The organism is Pseudomonas fjordensis (assembly GCF_976987115.1).
Genome location: NZ_OZ336860.1, coordinates 220,716 through 239,936 on the forward strand (window position 1 = coordinate 220,716; position 19,221 = coordinate 239,936).

Sequence of the window (19,221 nt, forward strand, 5' to 3'; positions counted from 1 at the left end):
AGGCACGTTGATAGGCTTGGACAGCGAGGCGGTGATCGACATAGGATCGGCTCGCGAAAGCGGGCGTAGGGCAATACTGGCAGCGCACTTTCAATAAACGGTGCGTAAATTATCAAGGTTTCATCAAGAGGCTTCTTTGTGTCAGGAAAACGTATCCTCATCGTCGAAGACGACGCCGACAGCGCCAACATTCTCGAAGCCTACTTGCTCCGGGATGGCTATGAGGTGGCCCTGGCCGAAGACGGCCAGCGCGGTCTGGACCTGTACAAAAGCTGGCAGCCCGACCTGATCCTGCTCGACGTGATGCTGCCGCGCTTGAGCGGCACCGAGGTGTTATCCGCCGTTCGCCGTAGCAGTGACACGCCGGTCATCATGGTCACGGCCATGGGCGACGAACCGGAAAAGCTCGGTGCCTTGCGTTATGGCGCGGACGACTATGTGGTCAAGCCTTACAGCCCGCGCGAAGTGGTGGCGCGGGTGCACGCGGTGTTGCGGCGCACCACCGGCAACCAACCGGTGGAACACCTGCTGCGCCATGAAAACCTGCGGGTGGATCTTGTTGCGTTTACCGCAGCCATTGAGCAGGGCGAAGCACCACCGCAATGGCTGGACCTGACCCCAACGGAATTCAAGCTGCTGGTGACGTTGCTCAAGACGCCGTCCAAGGCCTTCACCCGTGATGAGTTGCTGGAAATCTGCCTGCCGGAAAGCGAAGCCCTGGCCCGCGTCGTCGACACCCACGTGCACAACCTGCGCCGCAAGCTGGAAAACCACGGCATCACCGGTGTTCTGGTCACGGTGCGCTCCATTGGCTATCGATTCAGGTAACGCACATGCTTGAGCAACCGCGGGTCAACGACAAACCCATGTGGCGCTGGATCGGCCTGCGCATGAGCTTGCTGGCGATCGGCGCGGTGGTGGTGATCTCGGTGTGCATGTGGATCAACGTCACACTGTCGGACTGGTATTTTGTGCAGCATCTGCCGCCGGGGCCGCGTGAGGAGCTGCTGGCGTTGCGCGCGGAGCCAGAGCTCAATGAGGCACGCTTGCGTCAAGTGGTTGCCCAGTACTATCCGCTGGACTATTTCCAGCCGGCTATCGCCAATCGCGACTGGCTGATACTGATCGGCCTGGTGCTGGCCGCGATCCCTATCATCATTGGCTTCGGCCTGTGGTTTTCGCGGCCCTTGTCCAGCCAGTTCTCGGCGATTGCCCAGGGCGCCCGGCGAGTCGCCGGCGGTGATTTCCTGACGCGCCTGCCGGTGCACCGCGACGCGCCCGACGAGCTGCAACGGCTGGTCAGCGACTTCAACAGCATGACCACGCAACTGGAGCGCTATGAGCGCGATGTGCGTGAATCCAGCGCGGTCATTGCCCACGAACTGCGCACACCCTTGAACGCCGCCATGGGGCGCGTGCAGGGTATGCTCGATGAGGTATTCCCCAGCGATGCCATGCAGTTGGGCATGGTCAAGCGTCAGCTCGATCAACTCAGAAAACTGGTGGATGACTTGCACCTGTTGTCGATGGCTCGTGCTGGTCGGCTGGTGCTGGAGTGCAGCGAGTTTTCTCTGGCGGCTCTGGTGGCGGAGCGGTTGGCGTGGTTCCAGCCGCAGTTGGATGAGGCTTGCGTGCTGACGCAGGTCAGTATTGCTGATGGGCTTCGTATGCACGCCGATCGTGATCGCCTGGGCCAGGTGATCAACATTCTGGTCGATAACTTGCTGCGTTATGCGGCCGGGGGAGGCGAGTTGAATATAACGGCGCGCCGGGTTCACGGTTCGGTGGTGATTGAAGTCGGTGACCGAGGGCCAGGTATCGAAGCCCAGCATCTGGACAGCGTGTTCGACCGCTTCTGGCGTGCAGAGCGCTCCAGGGCACGTTACTCGGGGGGGAGCGGGCTAGGCTTGTCCATCGCCCGTGCGATCTGCCAGGCCCATGGCGGTACCATTACTGCCCGCAATCTGGTCGAAGGCGGTACGCTGATCAGGGCGGAGGTTCCTGTGTAGGCGTTTCTTCGTTGCTTGAGACCGGCGCTCAAGGCGGTGAAATCGTAATGATCGTAGAGCTGGAAAACTGCTTGGGAAACCGGGATTTTTTTCACCTCTACTATCCCGACGCGACTCAACACTCTCTCACCACCCACCAAACGCACAAAAAAAGCCCCAGATCTCCCGACCTGAGGCTTTTTCATTCCAAATCTGGTGCACCCGGCGGGATTCGAACCCACGACCCCTGCCTTCGGAGGGCAGTACTCTATCCAGCTGAGCTACGGATGCTTGTGCGGGCGACATCATACCCATGTCGACCTGATGCGTCCATTCCGGCATTCCCCCCGCCCCCTGTCGTCCATTTCCGCCAAAAAATGGCTAATCGCCACCCTCATTCACAACTCCCCGCGCCGCACGTCCCTTTGTTTGCTTTGCTCTTGTGGCTTTACACCGCTTCCACGCCGCAATTCCTCAGGTGAACGCATGCATTCCAAAGGAACCGTGATGCTCGATCTCCCGCTCAGACAAACCCTGCTGGCTCGCTCCGATTTGTTTCGAGGTATGCCTGAGCATCTCTTGCGCTACGTCGCCACCCATAGGGTGGAGCGCACGCTGGATGATCGTGAGCTGTTGTATTTCAAGGATGACACCCTCGAATTCATTGCGTTGGTGGTGGAGGGTCGGATTTATTCGGTGGTGCATGGGCCGGATGGGCGCGAGCAGATTATCGGCAGTACCGGAGCTGTTGCCGTGTGTGCGTTTGATCCGAAAGATCAACCAGATGCGCCATAATCGTTCTTTTTTTCGAACAGACTATTGCCCTGTACCCCCATTGATCCTAGGATTCGTTTGAGATTTCAAACGCTCTGTCTCCCGTGCGCTTTTCACCTATCCTGGCGTGCTGGACTGATTTCCCTGACGGCAGCCCCAGGCTGATGCCATGTAGGAGCGAGCTTGCTCGCGAAAATCGTTAACGATGACGTCGCGCTTCTGGTTTTACGCGACGCCTTTGAATTTTTCGCCAGCAAGCTCGCTCCTACAAAGACATCGCCCACAAGGCGCCTTTCAACAACTCTAATTCGCTCCGCGTGCGCGCGGTGCTGTTAAGGAAAGCCGACATGCAGCTTAAAGACACCCAATTGTTCCGCCAGCAAGCCTTCATTGATGGCGCTTGGGTCGATGCGGACAATGGTCAAACCATCAAGGTCAACAACCCGGCCACGGGCGAGATTCTCGGCACCGTGCCGAAGATGGGCGCCGCGGAAACCCGCCGCGCCATCGAAGCCGCCGACAAGGCCCTGCCAGCCTGGCGTGCACTCACCGCCAAGGAGCGCGCCAACAAGCTGCGCCGTTGGTTTGAGCTGCTGATCGAAAACCAGGACGACCTCGGCCGCCTGATGACCCTCGAACAAGGCAAGCCGCTGGCCGAAGCCAAGGGCGAAATCGTCTACGCCGCGTCCTTCATCGAGTGGTTTGCCGAAGAAGCCAAGCGCATCTACGGTGACGTGATCCCCGGCCACCAGCCCGACAAGCGCCTGATCGTGATCAAGCAGCCTATCGGCGTGACCGCAGCCATCACCCCGTGGAACTTCCCCGCCGCGATGATCACCCGCAAAGCCGGCCCGGCCTTGGCCGCTGGTTGCACCATGGTGATCAAGCCCGCCTCGCAAACCCCGTTCTCGGCCCTGGCCCTGGTTGAGCTGGCGCACCGCGCCGGTATCCCCAAAGGCGTGCTCAGCGTAGTCACCGGCAGCGCTGGCGACATCGGCGGCGAGCTGACCAGCAACCCGATCGTGCGTAAATTGTCCTTCACCGGCTCGACCGAAATTGGTCGCCAGCTGATGGCCGAATGCGCCAAGGACATCAAGAAAGTCTCCCTGGAGCTGGGCGGTAATGCGCCGTTCATCGTGTTCGACGACGCCGACCTGGATAAGGCCGTCGAAGGCGCGATCATCTCCAAGTACCGCAACAACGGCCAGACCTGCGTCTGCGCCAACCGCCTGTACATTCAGGATTCGGTGTACGACGCCTTCGCTGAAAAGCTCAAGGTGGCGGTGACCAAACTGAAGATCGGTAACGGTCTGGAAGACGGCACCACCACCGGCCCGCTGATCGACGAAAAAGCCGTGGCCAAGGTGCAGGAACATATCGCTGATGCCCTGAGCAAAGGCGCCAAGCTGTTGGCCGGTGGCAAGGTGATGGAAGGCAACTTCTTCGAACCGACCATCCTGGTCGACGTGCCGAAAAACGCCGCCGTCGCCAAGGAAGAAACCTTCGGCCCGCTGGCGCCACTGTTCCGCTTCAAAGACGAAGCCGAAGTGATCGCCATGTCCAACGACACCGAGTTCGGCCTGGCCTCCTACTTCTACGCCCGCGACCTGGGCCGTGTGTTCCGCGTGGCCGAGGCCCTGGAATACGGTATGGTCGGCGTCAACACCGGGTTGATCTCCAACGAAGTGGCGCCGTTCGGCGGCATCAAGGCCTCGGGCCTGGGCCGTGAAGGCTCCAAGTACGGGATCGAGGACTACCTGGAAATCAAATACCTCTGCCTGGGTATCTAAGGCACGGGATTGCAGTAAACGCAGAGGGCACGAGAGCGCTGCCCCTTTGCGTGTTTCACATGGTTATTCGCAGTGGCCGGGAAAGCTGTGGCAGTCGATCATCGCATGCTGCCGTAGTTGCCTCCCCGCCACCTATCCTTGAGCCACGCCGCCCGATGAGCGGCGAATGAGGACTTTATGAGCAAGACCAACGCATCCCTGATGAAACGCCGCGAAGCCGCTGTACCGCGCGGTGTCGGCCAGATTCACCCGATCTTCGCCGACTCCGCGAAGAACGCCACCGTGACCGACGTTGAAGGTCGCGAGTTCATCGACTTCGCCGGCGGTATCGCTGTGCTGAACACCGGCCACGTGCACCCCAAAATCATCGCGGCCGTGACCGAGCAACTCAACAAGCTGACCCACACCTGCTTCCAGGTATTGGCCTACGAGCCCTACGTAGAAGTGTGCGAAAAAGTCGCCGCCAAGGTGCCGGGTGATTTCGCCAAGAAAACCCTGCTGGTCACCACCGGTTCTGAAGCGGTAGAAAACGCCGTGAAGATCGCCCGCGCCGCCACGGGCCGTGCCGGTGTAATCGCCTTCACCGGTGCTTACCACGGCCGTACCATGATGACCCTGGGCCTCACCGGTAAGGTGGTGCCTTACTCGGCCGGCATGGGCCTGATGCCAGGCGGCGTGTTCCGTGCGCTGTACCCCAACGAACTGCACGGTGTGAGCGTCGACGACTCCATCGCCAGCATCGAGCGCATCTTCAAAAACGATGCCGAGCCGCGTGATATCGCCGCCATCATCATCGAGCCGGTGCAGGGCGAGGGCGGTTTCTACGTCGCGCCGAAAGCCTTCATGAAGCGCCTGCGCGAACTGTGCGACAAGCACGGCATCCTGCTGATCGCCGACGAAGTGCAAACCGGTGCCGGCCGTACCGGTACCTTCTTCGCCATGGAACAGATGGGCGTTGCCGCCGACCTGACCACCTTCGCCAAATCCATCGCGGGCGGCTTCCCGCTGGCCGGTGTATGCGGCAAGGCCGAATACATGGACGCCATCGCCCCAGGCGGCCTGGGCGGCACCTATGCCGGTAGCCCGATCGCCTGCGCCGCGGCCCTGGCGGTGATGGAAGTGTTCGAAGAAGAGCACCTGCTGGACCGCTGCAAGGCCGTGGGCGAGCGCCTGGTGACCGGCCTCAAGGCCATCCAGGCCAAGTACCCGGTAATCGGCGAAGTGCGTGCCCTGGGCGCGATGATCGCGGTCGAGCTGTTCGAAGACGGCGACACCCACAAGCCAAACGCTGCCGCCGTTGCCTCCGTGGTGGCCAAGGCGCGTGACAAGGGCTTGATCCTGCTGTCCTGCGGTACCTACGGCAACGTATTGCGCGTACTGGTGCCGCTGACCTCGCCGGACGAGCAGTTGGATAAAGGCCTGGCGATTATCGAAGAGTGCTTCTCCGAACTCTGACACGCCCCTGTAGGAGCGAGCTTGCTCGCGAAAAAACCTCAGGCACCGTGTTTCAATGAGTGCCCACGTTTTCGTTGACGACCTTCGCGAGCAAGCTCGCTCCTACAAAAAGAAAAAACAAAAAAACCGCTTCGGCGGTTTTTTTGTGCCTGCTTCATTGTACGCACGCGCCTGCATTGTCTAAGGTGCAAGCATTGCCGATGGAGCGTGCTGGATGACTGCTGTTGATTTACCCGCTGTACCCCGAGTGTTAATCGCCGAAGCAGACCCTTGGTCGCGGGACCTGCTCAAGCAAGTGTTGTTGAATGTGCGCTGTGACGCACGGCTGGATGTGTGCGCCGATGGGCAACACGCCGCCACGCTGTTGGGCGAAAAAACCTATGACCTGATCCTGGCGGATTGGGAGCTGCCTGGCGTGGATGGCCTGAGCCTGCTGCGCAGCGTGCGCCAGAAGCGCCGTTCGCTGCCGTTTATCTTGCTGAGCAGTCGCAATGACAGCGCCAGCGTGCGCGAAGCCTTGCCCCTGGCACCCACCGCCTACCTCACCCGCCCGCTGAACATGGAAAGCCTGACCCAGCGCCTGCAAGACCTGCTGCTCAACGAAGGCGAAAGCGTGTACTGCGAGATCCCACCGCTGGCGCCGGGCATGACCCTGCCCGCCTTCCTGGAGCGGCGCCGCGAGGTTTGCGATGGGGCGCCGTTGCGCGTGGATGTGAAAGCTGCCGTGCAACACAGCCTCGGCCCCGAAGGCCTGGACCTCAAGCAGTTGGAAGACCAGGTACACAGCGACCCGCAAATCACCGCCGTACTGATCGCCGCCGCCAACAGCGCCGGCTACCACGGCACGCCGGTGCAGACCCTGCCAGAGGCCCTGCATAAGTTGGTGCCCGGCCAAAGCATGAACCTCATCCTGGGCCTGGCGCTCAAGCACAACGTGGTGTTGGGTGACCCTGGGCTGGTGGCCTACGCCGAGCGTCACTGGCAATTGTCCCAAGACAGCGCCGACTACGCCCGGCGCCTGGCGCGCATGCTGGAGCTCGATCACCAGCGCTGCTACAGCGCCTGCATCCTGCACCGCTTGGGCGACCTGGCCTTGTTGCGCTGCCTGGAAGACTGGCGCCAGGGCGGCGGCGCCCTGGATGACCAAACCATCGGCGAATCCCTCGACGCCTTTGGCGCCGCCTACGGTTCGGCATTGCGCACGCGTTGGCGCTTGCCGCTGGAGTTGCGGCAGTTGATCGCGGGGATCTATTCACTTGAAGGCGGGGTGTATTCGCGCGAAGCCCTGGTGGTGAACCTGGCGGTGCAAATGGCGCGGCTGACCGAGCACGAAGGGCTCGAAGAACTGGCCGGCAGCAAGACCGCGCGGCTGCTCAAGGTAGGCTTGCCGGAACTCACCCGAGTACGCAAAACCTGAAACACACACCGAGCACCTGTAGGAGCGAGCTTGCTCGCGAAAAACGTAAACGATAACGCAGGCTTCCTGAATAAACGCGGCGCCTGTGAGTTTTTCGCGAGCAAGCTCGCTCCTACAAAAGGATGTGTTAACCGGCGATAACGCGGTTCTTGCCCTGGCGCTTGGCCTCGTACATCGCCGCATCCGCCCGGGCAAACAGGCTGTCGAGGGTGGAGTCATCTTCGCGCAGGCCGGCCAGGCCCTGGCTGACGGTCACATTGAATTCATGCCCCTCATAGCTGAACACCAACGCCTGAATCTCCTTGCCCAACCGTTCGGCCACCTGCAGGGCCATCTCCGGTGGGCAACCCGGCAGCACAGCAGCAAATTCTTCGCCGCCAACGCGCCCGAACAGGTCGCCACGGCGCAATACCCCGCGACCGCTCTCGGCGATGCGCCGCAGCACCTGGTCGCCTTCCAGGTGGCCGTAGGTGTCGTTGATGTCTTTGAAATCATCGATGTCCAGCAACAGGAACGCCAGCGGCGTGCCTTGCGCGCAGGCGTTGTCGAACGCCTGGTTGGCGAGTTCGAAGAAGTGTCGGCGGTTGCTGCTTTGGGTCAGTACGTCGGTGGTGGCGAGGCGATGCAGTTCCAGCTCAAGTTGCTTCTTTTCGGTGATGTCTTCGGCGATGCCCACCACGATAAGCGCTTCACCGGGCACCACCTGCTGGTTGATGTAGCACTTGTCGCTCAACCAGCGGATCTGCCCGTCAGCGGTGATGATGCGGTACTCGCGGTCCTCCACGGCACCTTGTTCCAGCACCCGGGCCAGGCTGTGTTCGGCGTAGTCGAGGTCTTCGGGGTGGACGCTGTTGCGCCATTCACGGTGGTCCGCCAGCAGCAGGCCGGCGGAGCGGCCAAACAGGCGCTCGTAGGCCGGGCTCACATACAACACGCGGCGTGTTTCCCAATCGATGGCCCAGAGCACGGCGTTCACGCTGACCAGCAGGGAGCTGAGCAGTTGCTCGCGCTCACTCAGCCGCTCGACTTCACCTTGAGCATGCATAAGCGCCAACAGGGTCGCCGCCGCGGCCGGGCGCGGCGGCTCTGCGGTGGGCACATCGGGCAGGCTGGGCTTTTCGTGAACCATCGGTACAACTCTCTCTGGGCGCGCCGCAGGGTGCAAAAGCGGTCACTACAAGGGGTCACCATGATGGCGAAGTGTTCTTTGAGAGAGGGGAATTGCGGTGAAGTTCCGTGAACGGCGTGGATTGACGGTGCCCGGAAAATGACGCCAAAAAGCCAGTGCGTGGGAGGGCGAGCCCTCCCACGGCGCCCTTACGCCGCTGTAGGACGCAACGAGTAAGTCTTCAACTGGTGGGCAAAATCGCGCAGGGATTGGATGCCGCTGGCCTCGGCTTCATGCACCCATTCCTTGATCGCGGCCAGCATATCGTGGCCGTTGGAACTGGTCTTGAGCCAGATCTGCTGCAGCGCCAGGCGCTTTTCGTAGATCACGGTCAGGGCATGGCTATGTTCCAGCATGCTCTGGATGCGCAGGTGGTGGCGGTCTTCCAGCAAGCTGGTTTCCCGCGACAACAGGCGCTTGGCGCGGTGGAACTGGTGGCGTACCGAATGATCGACCTTCTCCAGCTCCTGTTTGACCAGCGGGCCAATCACCAACTTGCGGTATTGGGCCATGATCTGGAAGCGGTTGTTGAGGATCGCCATGGCGGTGTCCATGTCCAGGCTGCCCTTGCCTTCCACGCGGTGGGCGATGGGCGCTACACGCTGCACCTTGGCCAGGCGCAGGAAGCTGAACACTTTGATCCAGGCCCAACCCAGGTCGAACTCCCACTTCTTCACCGACAGCTTCGCTGAGTTAGGGTAGGTGTGGTGGTTGTTGTGCAGCTCTTCGCCGCCGACGATGATGCCCCACGGCACCAGGTTGGTGGCGGCGTCACGGCATTCGAAGTTGCGATAGCCCACGGCATGCCCCAGGCCATTGATCACGCCGGCGGCCCAGAACGGGATCCACATCATCTGGATCGCCCAGATGGTGATACCGATGGTGCCGAACAGCAGCAGGTCGATCACGCCCATCAGCGCCACGCCCAGCAGCGGGTAGCGCGTGTAAAGCTTGCGTTCGATCCAGTCGTCCGGGCAGTTCTTGCCGTAGATGCGCAGGGTCTCGGGGTTTTCCGCCTCGGCGCGGTACAACTCGGCACCTTTGCGCAGCACGGTGGACAAGCCCTTGATTACCGGGCTGTGCGGGTCATCGACGGTTTCGCACTTGGCGTGGTGCTTGCGGTGGATGGCGGTCCACTCGCGGGTGTTCTGCGCCGTGGTCAGCCACAGCCAGAAGCGGAAGAAGTGTTTAAGGCCGGCATTGAGCTCAAGCGAGCGATGGGCCGAATAACGGTGCAGATAGACAGTGACCCCAATGATGGTCACGTGGGTCATCAACAGCGTGACTGCCACCAGTTGCCAGGCGGACAGATCAAGAAAACCGTTGTACCACATAGGCTGTATGGCCCTCAGATAAAGTAAAAAACAGCACCCGCATTATCACTTCCTTTGCAGATAAAACCAGTCACCGTTTCATATAAGACTTACAAAGTGTTTCCTACTCTATAATCCGGAGTCTTTGTAGGGCGATTCTGGTTATTTAGTAAGGATTACTAAGCATATGCTGTTTTCATACCGAGGTGCCCTACGTGCGGGGTTGGTGTACCTGCTGGTTTCCATCCTTTGGCTCCAGCTCAGCAATTACCTATTAATCAACTTTATCGATGAACCCTTGGAGCTGGGGCGCTGGCTGCAGGCGCGCGGTTATGTGTGGGTCAGCCTCAGCGCGTTGCTCATTTACTGGATAGGCCGGCGTTTTGCCCGTGCCCACGCGTTGCAACAACCCCTGAAAGAGAACCGCGAGCGCCTGCGCCAGGCCGCTGCGGTGTTCGATTGCACCCGCGAAGGGGTGCTGGTCACCGATACCCAGGGGCTGATCGTGCACGTCAACCGCGCGTTCATGGAGATCACCGGCTACCAATGCGAAGACGTGATGGGCCAACGCCCAAGCCTGTTCAAGTCCGGGCGCCACTCGGCGCATTTCTACCAGCAAATGTTCCAGGCCCTGGAAAGCACCGGCGAATGGAGCGGCGAAATCTGGAACCGACGGAAAAGCGGCGAGGTGTACCCCCAGTGGCAAACCATCCGCGTGATTCACGATGACCAGGGCAAGGTCAGCCACTACGTTGCGGTGTTCTCGGACATCAGCGCCATGAAGAACTCCGAGCACGAATTGGCGCACCTGGCCCATCACGACCCGCTCACCGACCTGCCCAACCGCCTGCTGTTCACCGATCGCGCCGAGCAGGCCCTGGCCTCTGCGCAGGTGCATAAGCGTGGCTGCGCCCTGCTGTTGATGGACCTGGACCACTTCAAGATCATCAACGACAGCCTGGGCCATAACGTCGGCGATCAATTGCTCAAGCTGGTGGCCGAACGCCTCAGCGGCCTGTTTGGGCCGGGGGTGACCCTGGCGCGCCTGGGGGGCGACGAATTTGCCGTGCTGGCCGAAAGTTGCCCACAGGTGGTGCAAGCGGCGGCCTTGGCGCAGCGCATGCTCAACGCCATGAAGGATCCGTTCATTTTTGACGGCAACCAGCTGTTTATCAGCGCCAGTATCGGTATCAGCCTGTTCCCCAGTGACGCCTTGAGCGCCGAGCAACTGCTGCGCAACGCCGATTCCGCCTTGTTCAAAGCCAAGAGCGCCGGGCGCGAAGGTTACGCGTTGTATACCGAAGAGCTGACCGCCCATGCCCAACACCGAGTGGAAATCGCCGGTGAGCTGCGCCGCGCCCTCGATCAACATGAGCTGCGCGTTTATTACCAGCCGGTGCACGACCTGCACGACAGCCGTTTGGTCGGCGTTGAAGCACTGGTGCGCTGGCAGCACCCGGAACGCGGCCTGGTCCCGCCTGGCGAGTTCATCCCTATCGCCGAGCGCACCGGGCTGATTGCCGACATCGATGCATGGGTGATGGACCAGGCCTGCCGCCAGATGTGCCAATGGCTGGCCGACGGTGCGCCGCTGAGCTTTATCGCGATTAATGTCTCCAGCCGCTTGTTTGCCCGGCGCGAGCTGTATGAGCAAGTGGCCCAAGTGCTGCACGCCACGGGGCTGGATCCGGCCTTCCTGGAGCTGGAAGTCACCGAGAGCGCCGTGATGGACGACCCGGAAGTCGCCCTGGAGCAACTGCACCGCCTGCGCGAACTGGGCCTGCGCCTGGCGATCGACGACTTTGGCACCGGTTATTCCTCGTTGCTGCGCCTCAAACGCCTGCCGGTGCAGAAGCTCAAGATCGACCAGGGCTTTGTGGCGGGCTTGCCATGGGACGAAGACGACGCGGCGATCGTACGCGTGGTGATCGCCCTGGCCAAAAGCATGGGCATGCAGGTGCACGCCGAAGGGATCGAGCAGGTGGAACAGGCGCGGTTCCTGCTGGATCAGGAATGCGACATGGGCCAGGGGTATTGGTTTGGGCGGCCCATGCCGGCTGATGAAATCGACTGGGCCCGAGCACCTCTGATCCGCCAGGACTGACTCGGTCAATGTGGGAGCCGGGCTTGCCCGCGAAGGCGGTGTGTCAGTCACTGCAGGTGTTACTGCACCACCGCTTTCGCAGGCAAGCCAGCTCCCACAGAGGTTCTGCGGCGCCGGTGTGTGTGCGTTTTTTCTGCCGAAACCCTTGCAACCCCATGCCCTATCAGAAAATTCTTTCTGGTTATATAAACATTCTTAAATAGTATTTTTAAGAATATCCGCGCTTATCTACTATCGCCCTCACGCCGCAAGCAGTGCCGCCACTGCCAGGCACTACTCATTTCAGGAGCGAGACCATGAGCGCATCTCTACGTAGCGTTGACGGCCAGGACGAAGCAGCCATTTTGCGTGAAATCCAGAGCGCCCTGCGCGACCTGCGGTTTGGCGCGGTGGAAATCACCGTGCACAACGCCCAAGTGGTACAGATCGAACGCAAGGAAAAATTCCGTCTGCAGAACCCGGGCAACAAACCCGCCTAAGAACACGTCACCAGTAGGAGCGAGCTTGCTCGCGAAAAACGCCAACGATAACGCAGCGCATCAGGTTTAACGCGGTGCTCCTGGGTTTTTCGCGAGCAAGCTCGCTCCTACAGGGTTGCGCCAACATACAAGAATTTCAGGAGCTTCTATGTCGTCGATTCGCCGTTATGCCTTGGCCGCATTGGCCAGTGCCGTGTTTGCCGGTTCCGCCGTTGCCAAGGACTACGAGTTGCTCAACGTTTCGTACGACCCCACTCGTGAGCTCTACCAGGACTACAACGCTGAGTTCACCAGCTTCTGGAAACAGTCCCACCCCGGCGACAACGTCAAGATCCAGCAGTCCCACGGTGGCTCGGGCAAGCAAGGCCGGGCGGTGATCGATGGCCTGCGCGCCGACGTTGTCACCCTGGCCCTGGCCGGCGACATCGACGAAATCGCCAAGCTGGGCAAGACCCTGCCGGAGAACTGGCAGACCCGCCTGCCGGACGCCAGCACGCCGTACACCTCCACCATTGTGTTCCTGGTGCGCAAGGGCAACCCCAAGGGCATCAAGGACTGGGGCGACCTGATCAAGAAAGACGTGTCGGTGATCACGCCCAACCCGAAAACCTCCGGCGGTGCGCGCTGGAACTTCCTCGCCGCCTGGGCCTACGGCCTCAAGGCCGGCGGCAGTGAAGCCAAGGCCCAGGAATACGTCAAAGAGCTGTTCAAGCACGTGCCGATACTGGACACCGGCGCGCGCGGTTCTACCATTACCTTCGTCAACAACGGCCAGGGTGACGTGCTGCTGGCATGGGAAAACGAGGCGTTCCTGGCCTTGAAGGAAGACGGCGGCGCCGACAAATTCGACATCGTCGTGCCGTCCCTGTCGATCCTGGCGGAGCCGCCTGTGGCGGTGGTGGACAAGAACGCCGAGAAAAAGGGCAACACCGAGATCGCCACCGCGTACCTCAACCACCTGTACAGCCCGGCGGGCCAGGAGATTGCGGCGAAGAACTTCTACCGCCCACGGGATGAAAAAGTCGCCGCCAAATACGCCCAGCAGTTCCCGAAACTGGACTTGGTAACTATCGACAAAGACTTCGGCGGCTGGAAAACTGCCCAACCGAAATTCTTCAATGATGGTGGTGTGTTCGACCAGATCTACACGGCGCAATAACTACACGGATCACTGTAGGAGCGAGCTTGCTCGCGAAAAACTTCAAGGCACCGCGTGCAAACAGACTGCCCGCGTTATCGTTGACGATCTTCGCGAGCAAGCTCGCTCCTACAGGGGTCAGGAGAGCCCGCATTCATTTGCGGGTTTTGCATATCCGTTCCGCTAACCAAGGACTCTTATGTCGCGTCGTATCTCCCCCGTCATACCCGGCTTCGGGCTGACGCTGGGCTACACCGTGGTGTACCTCAGCCTGATCGTACTCATCCCCCTGGCGGCGATGTTTGTACACGCCGCTCAACTCACCTGGGATCAGTTCTGGAACATCATTTCCGCGCCTCGCGTATTGGCGGCCTTGAAACTGAGCTTCAGCACCGCGCTGTACGCCGCGCTGATCAACGGTGTGATCGGCACGCTGCTCGCCTGGGTGCTGGTGCGCTACACCTTCCCCGGGCGCAAGGTCATTGATGCGATGATCGACCTGCCGTTCGCTCTGCCCACTGCCGTCGCCGGTATTGCGCTGACGGCGTTGTACGCACCCAACGGCCTGGTCGGCCAGTTTGCCACCGACCTGGGTTTCAAAATCGCCTACACCCCCCTGGGTATCACCCTGGCGCTGACCTTCGTCACGTTGCCCTTTGTGGTGCGCACCGTGCAGCCGGTACTGGCCGATATCCCCCGGGAAATCGAAGAGGCCGCGGCCTGCCTCGGCGCCAAGCCGTTGCAGGTGTTCCGCTACATCCTCGTGCCGGCATTGTTGCCCGCCTGGCTGACCGGCTTCGCCTTGGCGTTTGCCCGAGGCGTGGGTGAGTACGGTTCGGTGATCTTCATCGCCGGCAACATGCCGATGAAAACCGAGATCCTGCCCTTGCTGATCATGGTCAAGCTCGACCAATACGACTACCGCGGCGCCACCTCCATTGGTGTGCTGATGCTGGTGGTGTCCTTTGTCTTGCTGCTGCTGATCAACTTGTTGCAGCGGCGCATCGAACGTCCATAAGGAGGCGCGGAACATGTCCCAATCGTCTATTTCCGCCGCGTCCTCGGCCAACGCCGCCCGCCGTGGCAGCGCGACCTCGCGACGCATCCTGATCGGCCTTGGCTGGCTGGTGTTCGTGCTGTTCCTGCTGCTGCCGTTGCTGGTGGTGGTGTCCCAGGGTTTGAAGAACGGCCTCGGCACGTTCTTCACCGCAATCCTTGAACCGGACGCGCTGTCGGCGCTGAAACTCACGGTGATCGCCGTGCTGATTTCGGTGCCGCTCAACCTGGTGTTCGGTGTCAGCGCCGCCTGGTGCGTGAGCAAGTACTCGTTCCGTGGCAAGAGCATTTTGGTCACGCTGATCGACCTGCCGTTCTCGGTCTCGCCGGTGATCGCAGGCCTGGTGTACGTGTTGATGTTCGGCGCCCAAGGCTTCTTCGGGCCGTGGTTGCAAGACCATGACATCCAGATCGTGTTCGCCCTGCCGGGCATCGTGCTGGCGACCATCTTCGTCACCGTGCCGTTCGTGGCCCGTGAACTGATCCCGCTGATGCAGGAGCAGGGCACCCAGGAAGAAGAGGCCGCGCGCCTGCTGGGCGCCAATGGCTGGCAGATGTTCTGGCATGTCACCGTGCCGAACATCAAGTGGGGCCTGATCTACGGCGTGGTGCTGTGTACCGCGCGGGCCATGGGTGAGTTCGGCGCGGTGTCGGTGGTGTCCGGCCACATTCGCGGCGTCACCAACACGCTGCCGCTGCATGTCGAGATTCTCTACAACGAATACAACCACGTTGCCGCGTTTGCGGTGGCCAGCCTGTTGCTGATCCTGGCGCTCTTCATCCTGCTGCTCAAGCAGTGGAGCGAGAACCGAATCAACCGCCTGCGCAACAGCGCGGGTGAGGAATAAGTCATGTCGATCGAAGTCCGTAATGTCAGCAAGAACTTCAACGCCTTCAAGGCCCTGGACAGCATCAACCTGGATATCCAGAGTGGCGAGCTGGTGGCGTTGCTGGGCCCGTCCGGCTGCGGCAAGACTACGTTGCTGCGCATCATCGCCGGCCTGGAAACTCCGGATGCCGGCAGTATCGTGTTCCATGGCGAAGACGTCTCCGGCCACGATGTGCGTGATCGCAACGTGGGCTTTGTGTTCCAGCACTACGCGTTGTTTCGCCACATGACCGTGTTCGACAACGTCGCGTTCGGCCTGCGGATGAAGCCGAAAAACCAACGCCCCAGCGAAAGCCAGATCGCGAGCAAGGTTCATGAGCTGCTGAACATGGTGCAGCTGGATTGGTTGTCTGACCGTTACCCGGAACAACTCTCCGGCGGCCAGCGCCAGCGTATCGCCCTGGCCCGCGCCCTGGCGGTGGAGCCCAAGGTGTTGCTGCTCGACGAACCCTTCGGCGCCCTTGATGCCAAGGTGCGTAAAGAACTGCGCCGCTGGCTGGCGCGCCTGCACGAAGACATCAACCTGACCTCAGTCTTCGTGACCCACGACCAGGAAGAGGCCATGGAAGTCGCCGACCGTATTGTGGTGATGAACAAGGGCGTGATCGAGCAGATCGGTTCACCGGGCGACGTCTACGAAAACCCGGCCAGCGACTTTGTTTATCACTTCCTGGGTGACTCCAACCGCCTGCATTTGGGCGAAGACAAGCACCTGCTGTTCCGCCCTCACGAAGTGTCGCTGTCGCGCCATGAGCTGGAGGATCACCATGCGGCGCAGGTGCGGGATATTCGGCCGTTGGGTGCGACCACACGGGTTACGCTCAAGGTTGAGGGCCAAAGCGAACTGATCGAGGCCGAAGTGGTGAAAGACCATGACAGCCTCACCGGCCTGGCGCGGGGCGAGACCCTGTTCTTCAAACCCAAAACCTGAACCCAGCGCAAAACCCCTGTGGGAGCGGGCTTGCTCGCGAATGCGGAGTGTCAGTTGATACATTCATCACTGACCCACCGCATTCGCGAGCAAGCCCGCTCCCACATTTAGACCTCGCTTGGCTTAAGATCGCGGCGAGCCACCGGCCCCGAACGCTGTTCAATCTGCCGCTTGAGGTCCTGCCGCAACCCCAGCAAAAACGCCAACTCCGCCACCACAAACAACGGCCCCACGATCAGCCCCGACACATCGTCCACAAACGCAGGCTTCCTGCCTTCGTAGTAGTGCCCGACGAACTGAATCACCCAGCCCACCACAAACATGCCCACGCCGCTGCTCAGCCACACCGCCGTGCTTTGCGCCGCCAGCCCATGCCCGGCCCACACCGACAAGCCCATCAGCACCGTCATCAACACGCCCAAGGCCAGTTCCAGGCGCAGGTAAAACCACGCCGAAAACAGCGCCAACAGCACCGCAGGTGATAGCCACAGCCCGCCCACCGACCATTCGGGGCGCGACAGCAGCACGGCCACCGCCACCACAATCAACGGGATACCGATGAAGTGGCTGGCGATGTTGCGTGGGTCGCGGTGGTACGCGGCGTATTGACTGAGGTGGTCGACGAGGCTTTTCATTGTTGTTCCTCCTGTAGGATGTTTGATCATGCCCTGTCAGCCGGTGCCTAACTGTCAACTGGGCGACAATCTTCGGAGTTCGCATGGACACAGGGACATGGCACGCACAATTGGCTCGCGGTCAGTGGTTCAGCCATTTGCCACCTGACTTGCAGCGTAGCCTGCTGGCGGCGGCGCGGTTGCGTGTGCTGACGGCGGGGCAGTACCTGTTCAAGCGTGGTGACCCGCCGTGCGGCGTGTATGCGGTGCTGGAAGGCACGGTGCGCATCAGCGCGGTCAGTGCCCAAGGCAAGGAAGCGGTGTTGAGCCTGGTGGAAACGCCCTACTGGTTCGGCGAGATCTGCCTGTTCGACAACCTGCCGCGCACCCACGATGCCCTGGCCACCGGCGCATGCAGGCTGTTGCAGGTGCCGCAGGCGGCGATGCTCGGCATCCTCGAACAGCATCCGCTGTTCTGGCGGGAGATGGCTTTATTGATGAGCCATAAACTGCGACTGTCGTTGATCAATATCGAACAGATAAGCCTGATGCCCGCCTCAGAGCGGCTGGCCCATCGGTTGCTGATGATTGCCCAAGGCTACGGCGAAGTGGAGCAGGCGCGCCGCGTGCTGCAACTGCCCCAGGAGGATCTGGCGGCAATGCTGGGCCTGTCGCGCCAGACCATCAACAGTCTGCTCAAGGCGCTGGAGCAACAGGGCATTATCGGCTTGAGTTACGGCGCCATCGAGATACGCGACCTCAATGGGCTGCAGCTGGCCGCGGGCCTATGAACCGCGATAGGTGGAGAAGCCGTAAGGGCTGAGCAGCAGCGGGATGTGATAGTGCTGGTCGGCCTGCTTGACCTGAAAGATCACCGGCACCTCGGGGAAAAACGTTTCGCGGTTAGCCTTCTTGTAGTAATCGCCTGTCTTGAATACCACGCGGTACTCGCCCGGCTGCAGGCTGCGGTTGGCCGGGAACAGCTCGGCGATGCGGCCTTGCTGGTTGGTCACACCTTCAGACAGCGACTGCCATTTATCGCCCACGTGCTGTTCCAGGGTCACATTGACACCGGCGCTTGGCAGGCCATTTTCCAGGTTGAGTACGTGCACGCTCAGGGGGTTGCCGTCGGCCAGGGCCAGGTTGCACAGGCCGCTCAGGCTCAGTGCGGCAAGGGTCATGCTCAAGGTTTTCATGGCGAAGTCCTTTTGAGGGAAGGGGAATCAAGGGGTGATTTTCAAGCCCAGTTGCTCGGCGGCCTGCACGGCGCAGGCTTCATCCTGCGCTGCGCCACCGGCACCGGCGATGCCTAGGGCACCGACCAGTTCGGCGTCGGCAAACAGCGGCACGCCGCCGCCGAGTAACAGCAGCTCGGGCAAGCTGTTGAGGTTGGCGGCCTCGGGGTTATTACGCGCCCGTTCGGCAAACAGCCGGGTCGGGGTTTTTGTCGACAGCGCCGTGTACGCCTTGCGTTGGCTGGCGAGGCTGTTGTGCGGGCCGACACCGTCAGCGCGCAGGCCCAGCAACAGGTTGCCACCGCGGTCGAGGACGGTCAGCGCCGCGCTGCAATGGGCCAGGCTGGCGTCGGCCAGTTGGCGAGCGGTGTGCAGATCCAGCTCGGCGTGGCGTGGCAATTGTGGCGCCGCCTGGGCGGCGGTGGCCGCGGCGAGGCTCAGGAACAAGGCAGTGCGGTACATAGTGAGGGCTCCAGAAAGCAGGCCGTCACGGTAACCAGTGGATGCGGACAAAAGCCGCACAATTGGATGACAGGTTTGTAATCAAACTCAGGGATTTGGGGTGGTTGTACCGGCCTTATCGCAGGCAAGCCAGCTCCCACATGTGAACGCATTCCCCTGTGGGAGCTGGCTTGCCTGCGATGACGACCTTTCAGCTGACGCCTATCTACCTGGCACCCCACGATCCAACTGTGGGAGCGGGCTTGCTCGCGAAGACGGCCTAACAGTCAACACAGTTGGACCGTGTACATATCCATTCCTGCGGTAACGGCCGCTTAGGGTTCCGCCCTGACGGCGTCTTACTTTTGAAAAGCGCAAAAGTAAGCAAAACGCTCTTGCCCCACCACTCGGCACCTCGCTTAGGCTCGG

18 protein-coding genes and 1 tRNA gene are annotated in these 19,221 nt (G+C 61.1%); 13 read left to right on the forward strand and 6 right to left on the reverse strand.

Features of this window, described 5'->3' with window-relative positions; translation table 11 throughout:
• The first annotated feature begins 138 nt into the window (after nucleotides 1-138).
• Together ACWHXD_RS00895 and ACWHXD_RS00900 are read left to right on the forward strand one after the other, a co-directional pair.
• Nucleotides 139-828, forward strand: a complete 690-nt coding sequence (locus ACWHXD_RS00895; RefSeq protein ID WP_003187519.1) for a response regulator — start codon at nucleotides 139-141, stop codon at nucleotides 826-828.
• 5 nt (nucleotides 829-833) lie between these two features.
• Nucleotides 834-2,009, forward strand: coding sequence for a sensor histidine kinase (locus tag ACWHXD_RS00900; RefSeq protein WP_032894203.1), 1,176 nt, complete (start codon nucleotides 834-836; stop codon nucleotides 2,007-2,009).
• Nucleotides 2,010-2,202: 193 nt separating this feature from the next.
• On the opposite strand, the gene ACWHXD_RS00905 is transcribed toward ACWHXD_RS00900, so the two are convergent.
• A tRNA-Arg gene (locus ACWHXD_RS00905) sits at nucleotides 2,203-2,279 on the reverse strand.
• Nucleotides 2,280-2,495: 216 nt separating this feature from the next.
• On the opposite strand from ACWHXD_RS00905, the gene ACWHXD_RS00910 reads away from it, so the two are divergent.
• The 4 genes from ACWHXD_RS00910 to ACWHXD_RS00925 all read left to right on the forward strand — a co-directional run bounded on the left by ACWHXD_RS00910 (nucleotide 2,496) and on the right by ACWHXD_RS00925 (nucleotide 7,424).
• Nucleotides 2,496-2,783, forward strand: a complete 288-nt coding sequence (locus ACWHXD_RS00910) for a cyclic nucleotide-binding domain-containing protein (RefSeq protein ID WP_138761791.1) — start codon at nucleotides 2,496-2,498, stop codon at nucleotides 2,781-2,783.
• Nucleotides 2,784-3,109: 326 nt separating this feature from the next.
• Nucleotides 3,110-4,552, forward strand: a complete 1,443-nt coding sequence (gene gabD / locus ACWHXD_RS00915) for an NADP-dependent succinate-semialdehyde dehydrogenase (RefSeq protein ID WP_003187552.1) — start codon at nucleotides 3,110-3,112, stop codon at nucleotides 4,550-4,552.
• Nucleotides 4,553-4,729: 177 nt separating this feature from the next.
• Nucleotides 4,730-6,007 (forward strand): 4-aminobutyrate--2-oxoglutarate transaminase, encoded by a 1,278-nt coding sequence (gabT, locus tag ACWHXD_RS00920; RefSeq protein WP_014716416.1) that lies wholly within the window; start codon nucleotides 4,730-4,732, stop codon nucleotides 6,005-6,007.
• Nucleotides 6,008-6,221: 214 nt separating this feature from the next.
• A complete protein-coding gene (locus ACWHXD_RS00925) occupies nucleotides 6,222-7,424 on the forward strand; it encodes an HDOD domain-containing protein (protein WP_138761790.1) in 1,203 nt (400 codons plus the stop codon).
• A gap of 127 nt (nucleotides 7,425-7,551) precedes the next feature.
• Here the strand turns inward: ACWHXD_RS00925 and ACWHXD_RS00930 are convergent, their stop codons facing one another.
• A complete protein-coding gene (locus tag ACWHXD_RS00930) occupies nucleotides 7,552-8,553 on the reverse strand; it encodes a GGDEF domain-containing protein (protein WP_032894198.1) in 1,002 nt (333 codons plus the stop codon).
• Between the two features lie 188 nt (nucleotides 8,554-8,741).
• Entirely contained in the window at nucleotides 8,742-9,926 is a 1,185-nt protein-coding gene (desA, locus tag ACWHXD_RS00935; protein ID WP_032894197.1) for a delta-9 fatty acid desaturase DesA, read from the reverse strand.
• A gap of 166 nt (nucleotides 9,927-10,092) precedes the next feature.
• Between desA and dibA the strand changes: the two genes are divergently transcribed.
• From dibA to ACWHXD_RS00965, 6 genes are all read left to right on the forward strand, one after another.
• Entirely contained in the window at nucleotides 10,093-12,009 is a 1,917-nt protein-coding gene (gene dibA, locus ACWHXD_RS00940) for a phosphodiesterase DibA (RefSeq protein WP_138761789.1), read from the forward strand.
• Nucleotides 12,010-12,305: 296 nt separating this feature from the next.
• Nucleotides 12,306-12,488 (forward strand): sulfur starvation response protein OscA, encoded by a 183-nt coding sequence (gene oscA / locus ACWHXD_RS00945; protein WP_010565387.1) that lies wholly within the window; start codon nucleotides 12,306-12,308, stop codon nucleotides 12,486-12,488.
• Nucleotides 12,489-12,636: 148 nt separating this feature from the next.
• The gene (locus tag ACWHXD_RS00950; protein ID WP_003187562.1) at nucleotides 12,637-13,647 is read left to right on the forward strand and encodes a sulfate ABC transporter substrate-binding protein; all 1,011 of its coding nucleotides are present in this window, start codon (nucleotides 12,637-12,639) and stop codon (nucleotides 13,645-13,647) included.
• A gap of 178 nt (nucleotides 13,648-13,825) precedes the next feature.
• Complete coding sequence (cysT, locus tag ACWHXD_RS00955) at nucleotides 13,826-14,644, forward strand: sulfate ABC transporter permease subunit CysT (protein ID WP_032894195.1); 819 nt, start codon at nucleotides 13,826-13,828, stop codon at nucleotides 14,642-14,644.
• A gap of 13 nt (nucleotides 14,645-14,657) precedes the next feature.
• Nucleotides 14,658-15,530, forward strand: a complete 873-nt coding sequence (gene cysW, locus ACWHXD_RS00960) for a sulfate ABC transporter permease subunit CysW (RefSeq protein WP_003187565.1) — start codon at nucleotides 14,658-14,660, stop codon at nucleotides 15,528-15,530.
• 3 nt (nucleotides 15,531-15,533) lie between these two features.
• Complete coding sequence (locus ACWHXD_RS00965; protein WP_032894194.1) at nucleotides 15,534-16,502, forward strand: sulfate/molybdate ABC transporter ATP-binding protein; 969 nt, start codon at nucleotides 15,534-15,536, stop codon at nucleotides 16,500-16,502.
• Between the two features lie 107 nt (nucleotides 16,503-16,609).
• Here the strand turns inward: ACWHXD_RS00965 and ACWHXD_RS00970 are convergent, their stop codons facing one another.
• Nucleotides 16,610-17,137 (reverse strand): Mpo1 family 2-hydroxy fatty acid dioxygenase, encoded by a 528-nt coding sequence (locus ACWHXD_RS00970; RefSeq protein ID WP_098949870.1) that lies wholly within the window; start codon nucleotides 17,135-17,137, stop codon nucleotides 16,610-16,612.
• Nucleotides 17,138-17,220: 83 nt separating this feature from the next.
• Between ACWHXD_RS00970 and ACWHXD_RS00975 the strand changes: the two genes are divergently transcribed.
• On the forward strand, nucleotides 17,221-17,907 hold the full coding sequence (locus ACWHXD_RS00975) for a Crp/Fnr family transcriptional regulator (RefSeq protein ID WP_138761788.1): 687 nt from the start codon (nucleotides 17,221-17,223) through the stop codon (nucleotides 17,905-17,907).
• Here ACWHXD_RS00975 and uraH read toward each other — a convergent pair.
• Together uraH and ACWHXD_RS00985 are read right to left on the reverse strand one after the other, a co-directional pair.
• Complete coding sequence (uraH, locus tag ACWHXD_RS00980; RefSeq protein ID WP_032894191.1) at nucleotides 17,902-18,312, reverse strand: hydroxyisourate hydrolase; 411 nt, start codon at nucleotides 18,310-18,312, stop codon at nucleotides 17,902-17,904. The two genes, ACWHXD_RS00975 and uraH, sit on opposite strands and share 6 nt — an antisense overlap.
• 27 nt (nucleotides 18,313-18,339) lie before the next feature.
• Nucleotides 18,340-18,813, reverse strand: coding sequence for a GlcG/HbpS family heme-binding protein (locus tag ACWHXD_RS00985; RefSeq protein ID WP_138761787.1), 474 nt, complete (start codon nucleotides 18,811-18,813; stop codon nucleotides 18,340-18,342).
• Nucleotides 18,814-19,221: the final 408 nt, after the last annotated feature.

Bases quoted from the DNA above. Each gene is read 5' to 3' on its own strand.
- ACWHXD_RS00900 (WP_032894203.1), top strand. From the start codon at position 834: ATGCTTGAGCAACCGCGGGTCAACGACAAACCCATGTGGCGCTGGATC.
- ACWHXD_RS00910 (WP_138761791.1), top strand. From the start codon at position 2,496: ATGCTCGATCTCCCGCTCAGACAAACCCTGCTGGCTCGCTCCGATTTG.
- gabD (WP_003187552.1), top strand. From the start codon at position 3,110: ATGCAGCTTAAAGACACCCAATTGTTCCGCCAGCAAGCCTTCATTGAT.
- gabT (WP_014716416.1), top strand. From the start codon at position 4,730: ATGAGCAAGACCAACGCATCCCTGATGAAACGCCGCGAAGCCGCTGTA.
- ACWHXD_RS00925 (WP_138761790.1), top strand. From the start codon at position 6,222: ATGACTGCTGTTGATTTACCCGCTGTACCCCGAGTGTTAATCGCCGAA.
- ACWHXD_RS00930 (WP_032894198.1), bottom strand. From the start codon at position 8,553: ATGGTTCACGAAAAGCCCAGCCTGCCCGATGTGCCCACCGCAGAGCCG.
- desA (WP_032894197.1), bottom strand. From the start codon at position 9,926: ATGTGGTACAACGGTTTTCTTGATCTGTCCGCCTGGCAACTGGTGGCA.
- dibA (WP_138761789.1), top strand. From the start codon at position 10,093: ATGCTGTTTTCATACCGAGGTGCCCTACGTGCGGGGTTGGTGTACCTG.
- oscA (WP_010565387.1), top strand. From the start codon at position 12,306: ATGAGCGCATCTCTACGTAGCGTTGACGGCCAGGACGAAGCAGCCATT.
- ACWHXD_RS00950 (WP_003187562.1), top strand. From the start codon at position 12,637: ATGTCGTCGATTCGCCGTTATGCCTTGGCCGCATTGGCCAGTGCCGTG.
- cysT (WP_032894195.1), top strand. From the start codon at position 13,826: ATGTCGCGTCGTATCTCCCCCGTCATACCCGGCTTCGGGCTGACGCTG.
- cysW (WP_003187565.1), top strand. From the start codon at position 14,658: ATGTCCCAATCGTCTATTTCCGCCGCGTCCTCGGCCAACGCCGCCCGC.
- ACWHXD_RS00965 (WP_032894194.1), top strand. From the start codon at position 15,534: ATGTCGATCGAAGTCCGTAATGTCAGCAAGAACTTCAACGCCTTCAAG.
- ACWHXD_RS00970 (WP_098949870.1), bottom strand. From the start codon at position 17,137: ATGAAAAGCCTCGTCGACCACCTCAGTCAATACGCCGCGTACCACCGC.
- ACWHXD_RS00975 (WP_138761788.1), top strand. From the start codon at position 17,221: ATGGACACAGGGACATGGCACGCACAATTGGCTCGCGGTCAGTGGTTC.
- uraH (WP_032894191.1), bottom strand. From the start codon at position 18,312: ATGAAAACCTTGAGCATGACCCTTGCCGCACTGAGCCTGAGCGGCCTG.
- ACWHXD_RS00985 (WP_138761787.1), bottom strand. From the start codon at position 18,813: ATGTACCGCACTGCCTTGTTCCTGAGCCTCGCCGCGGCCACCGCCGCC.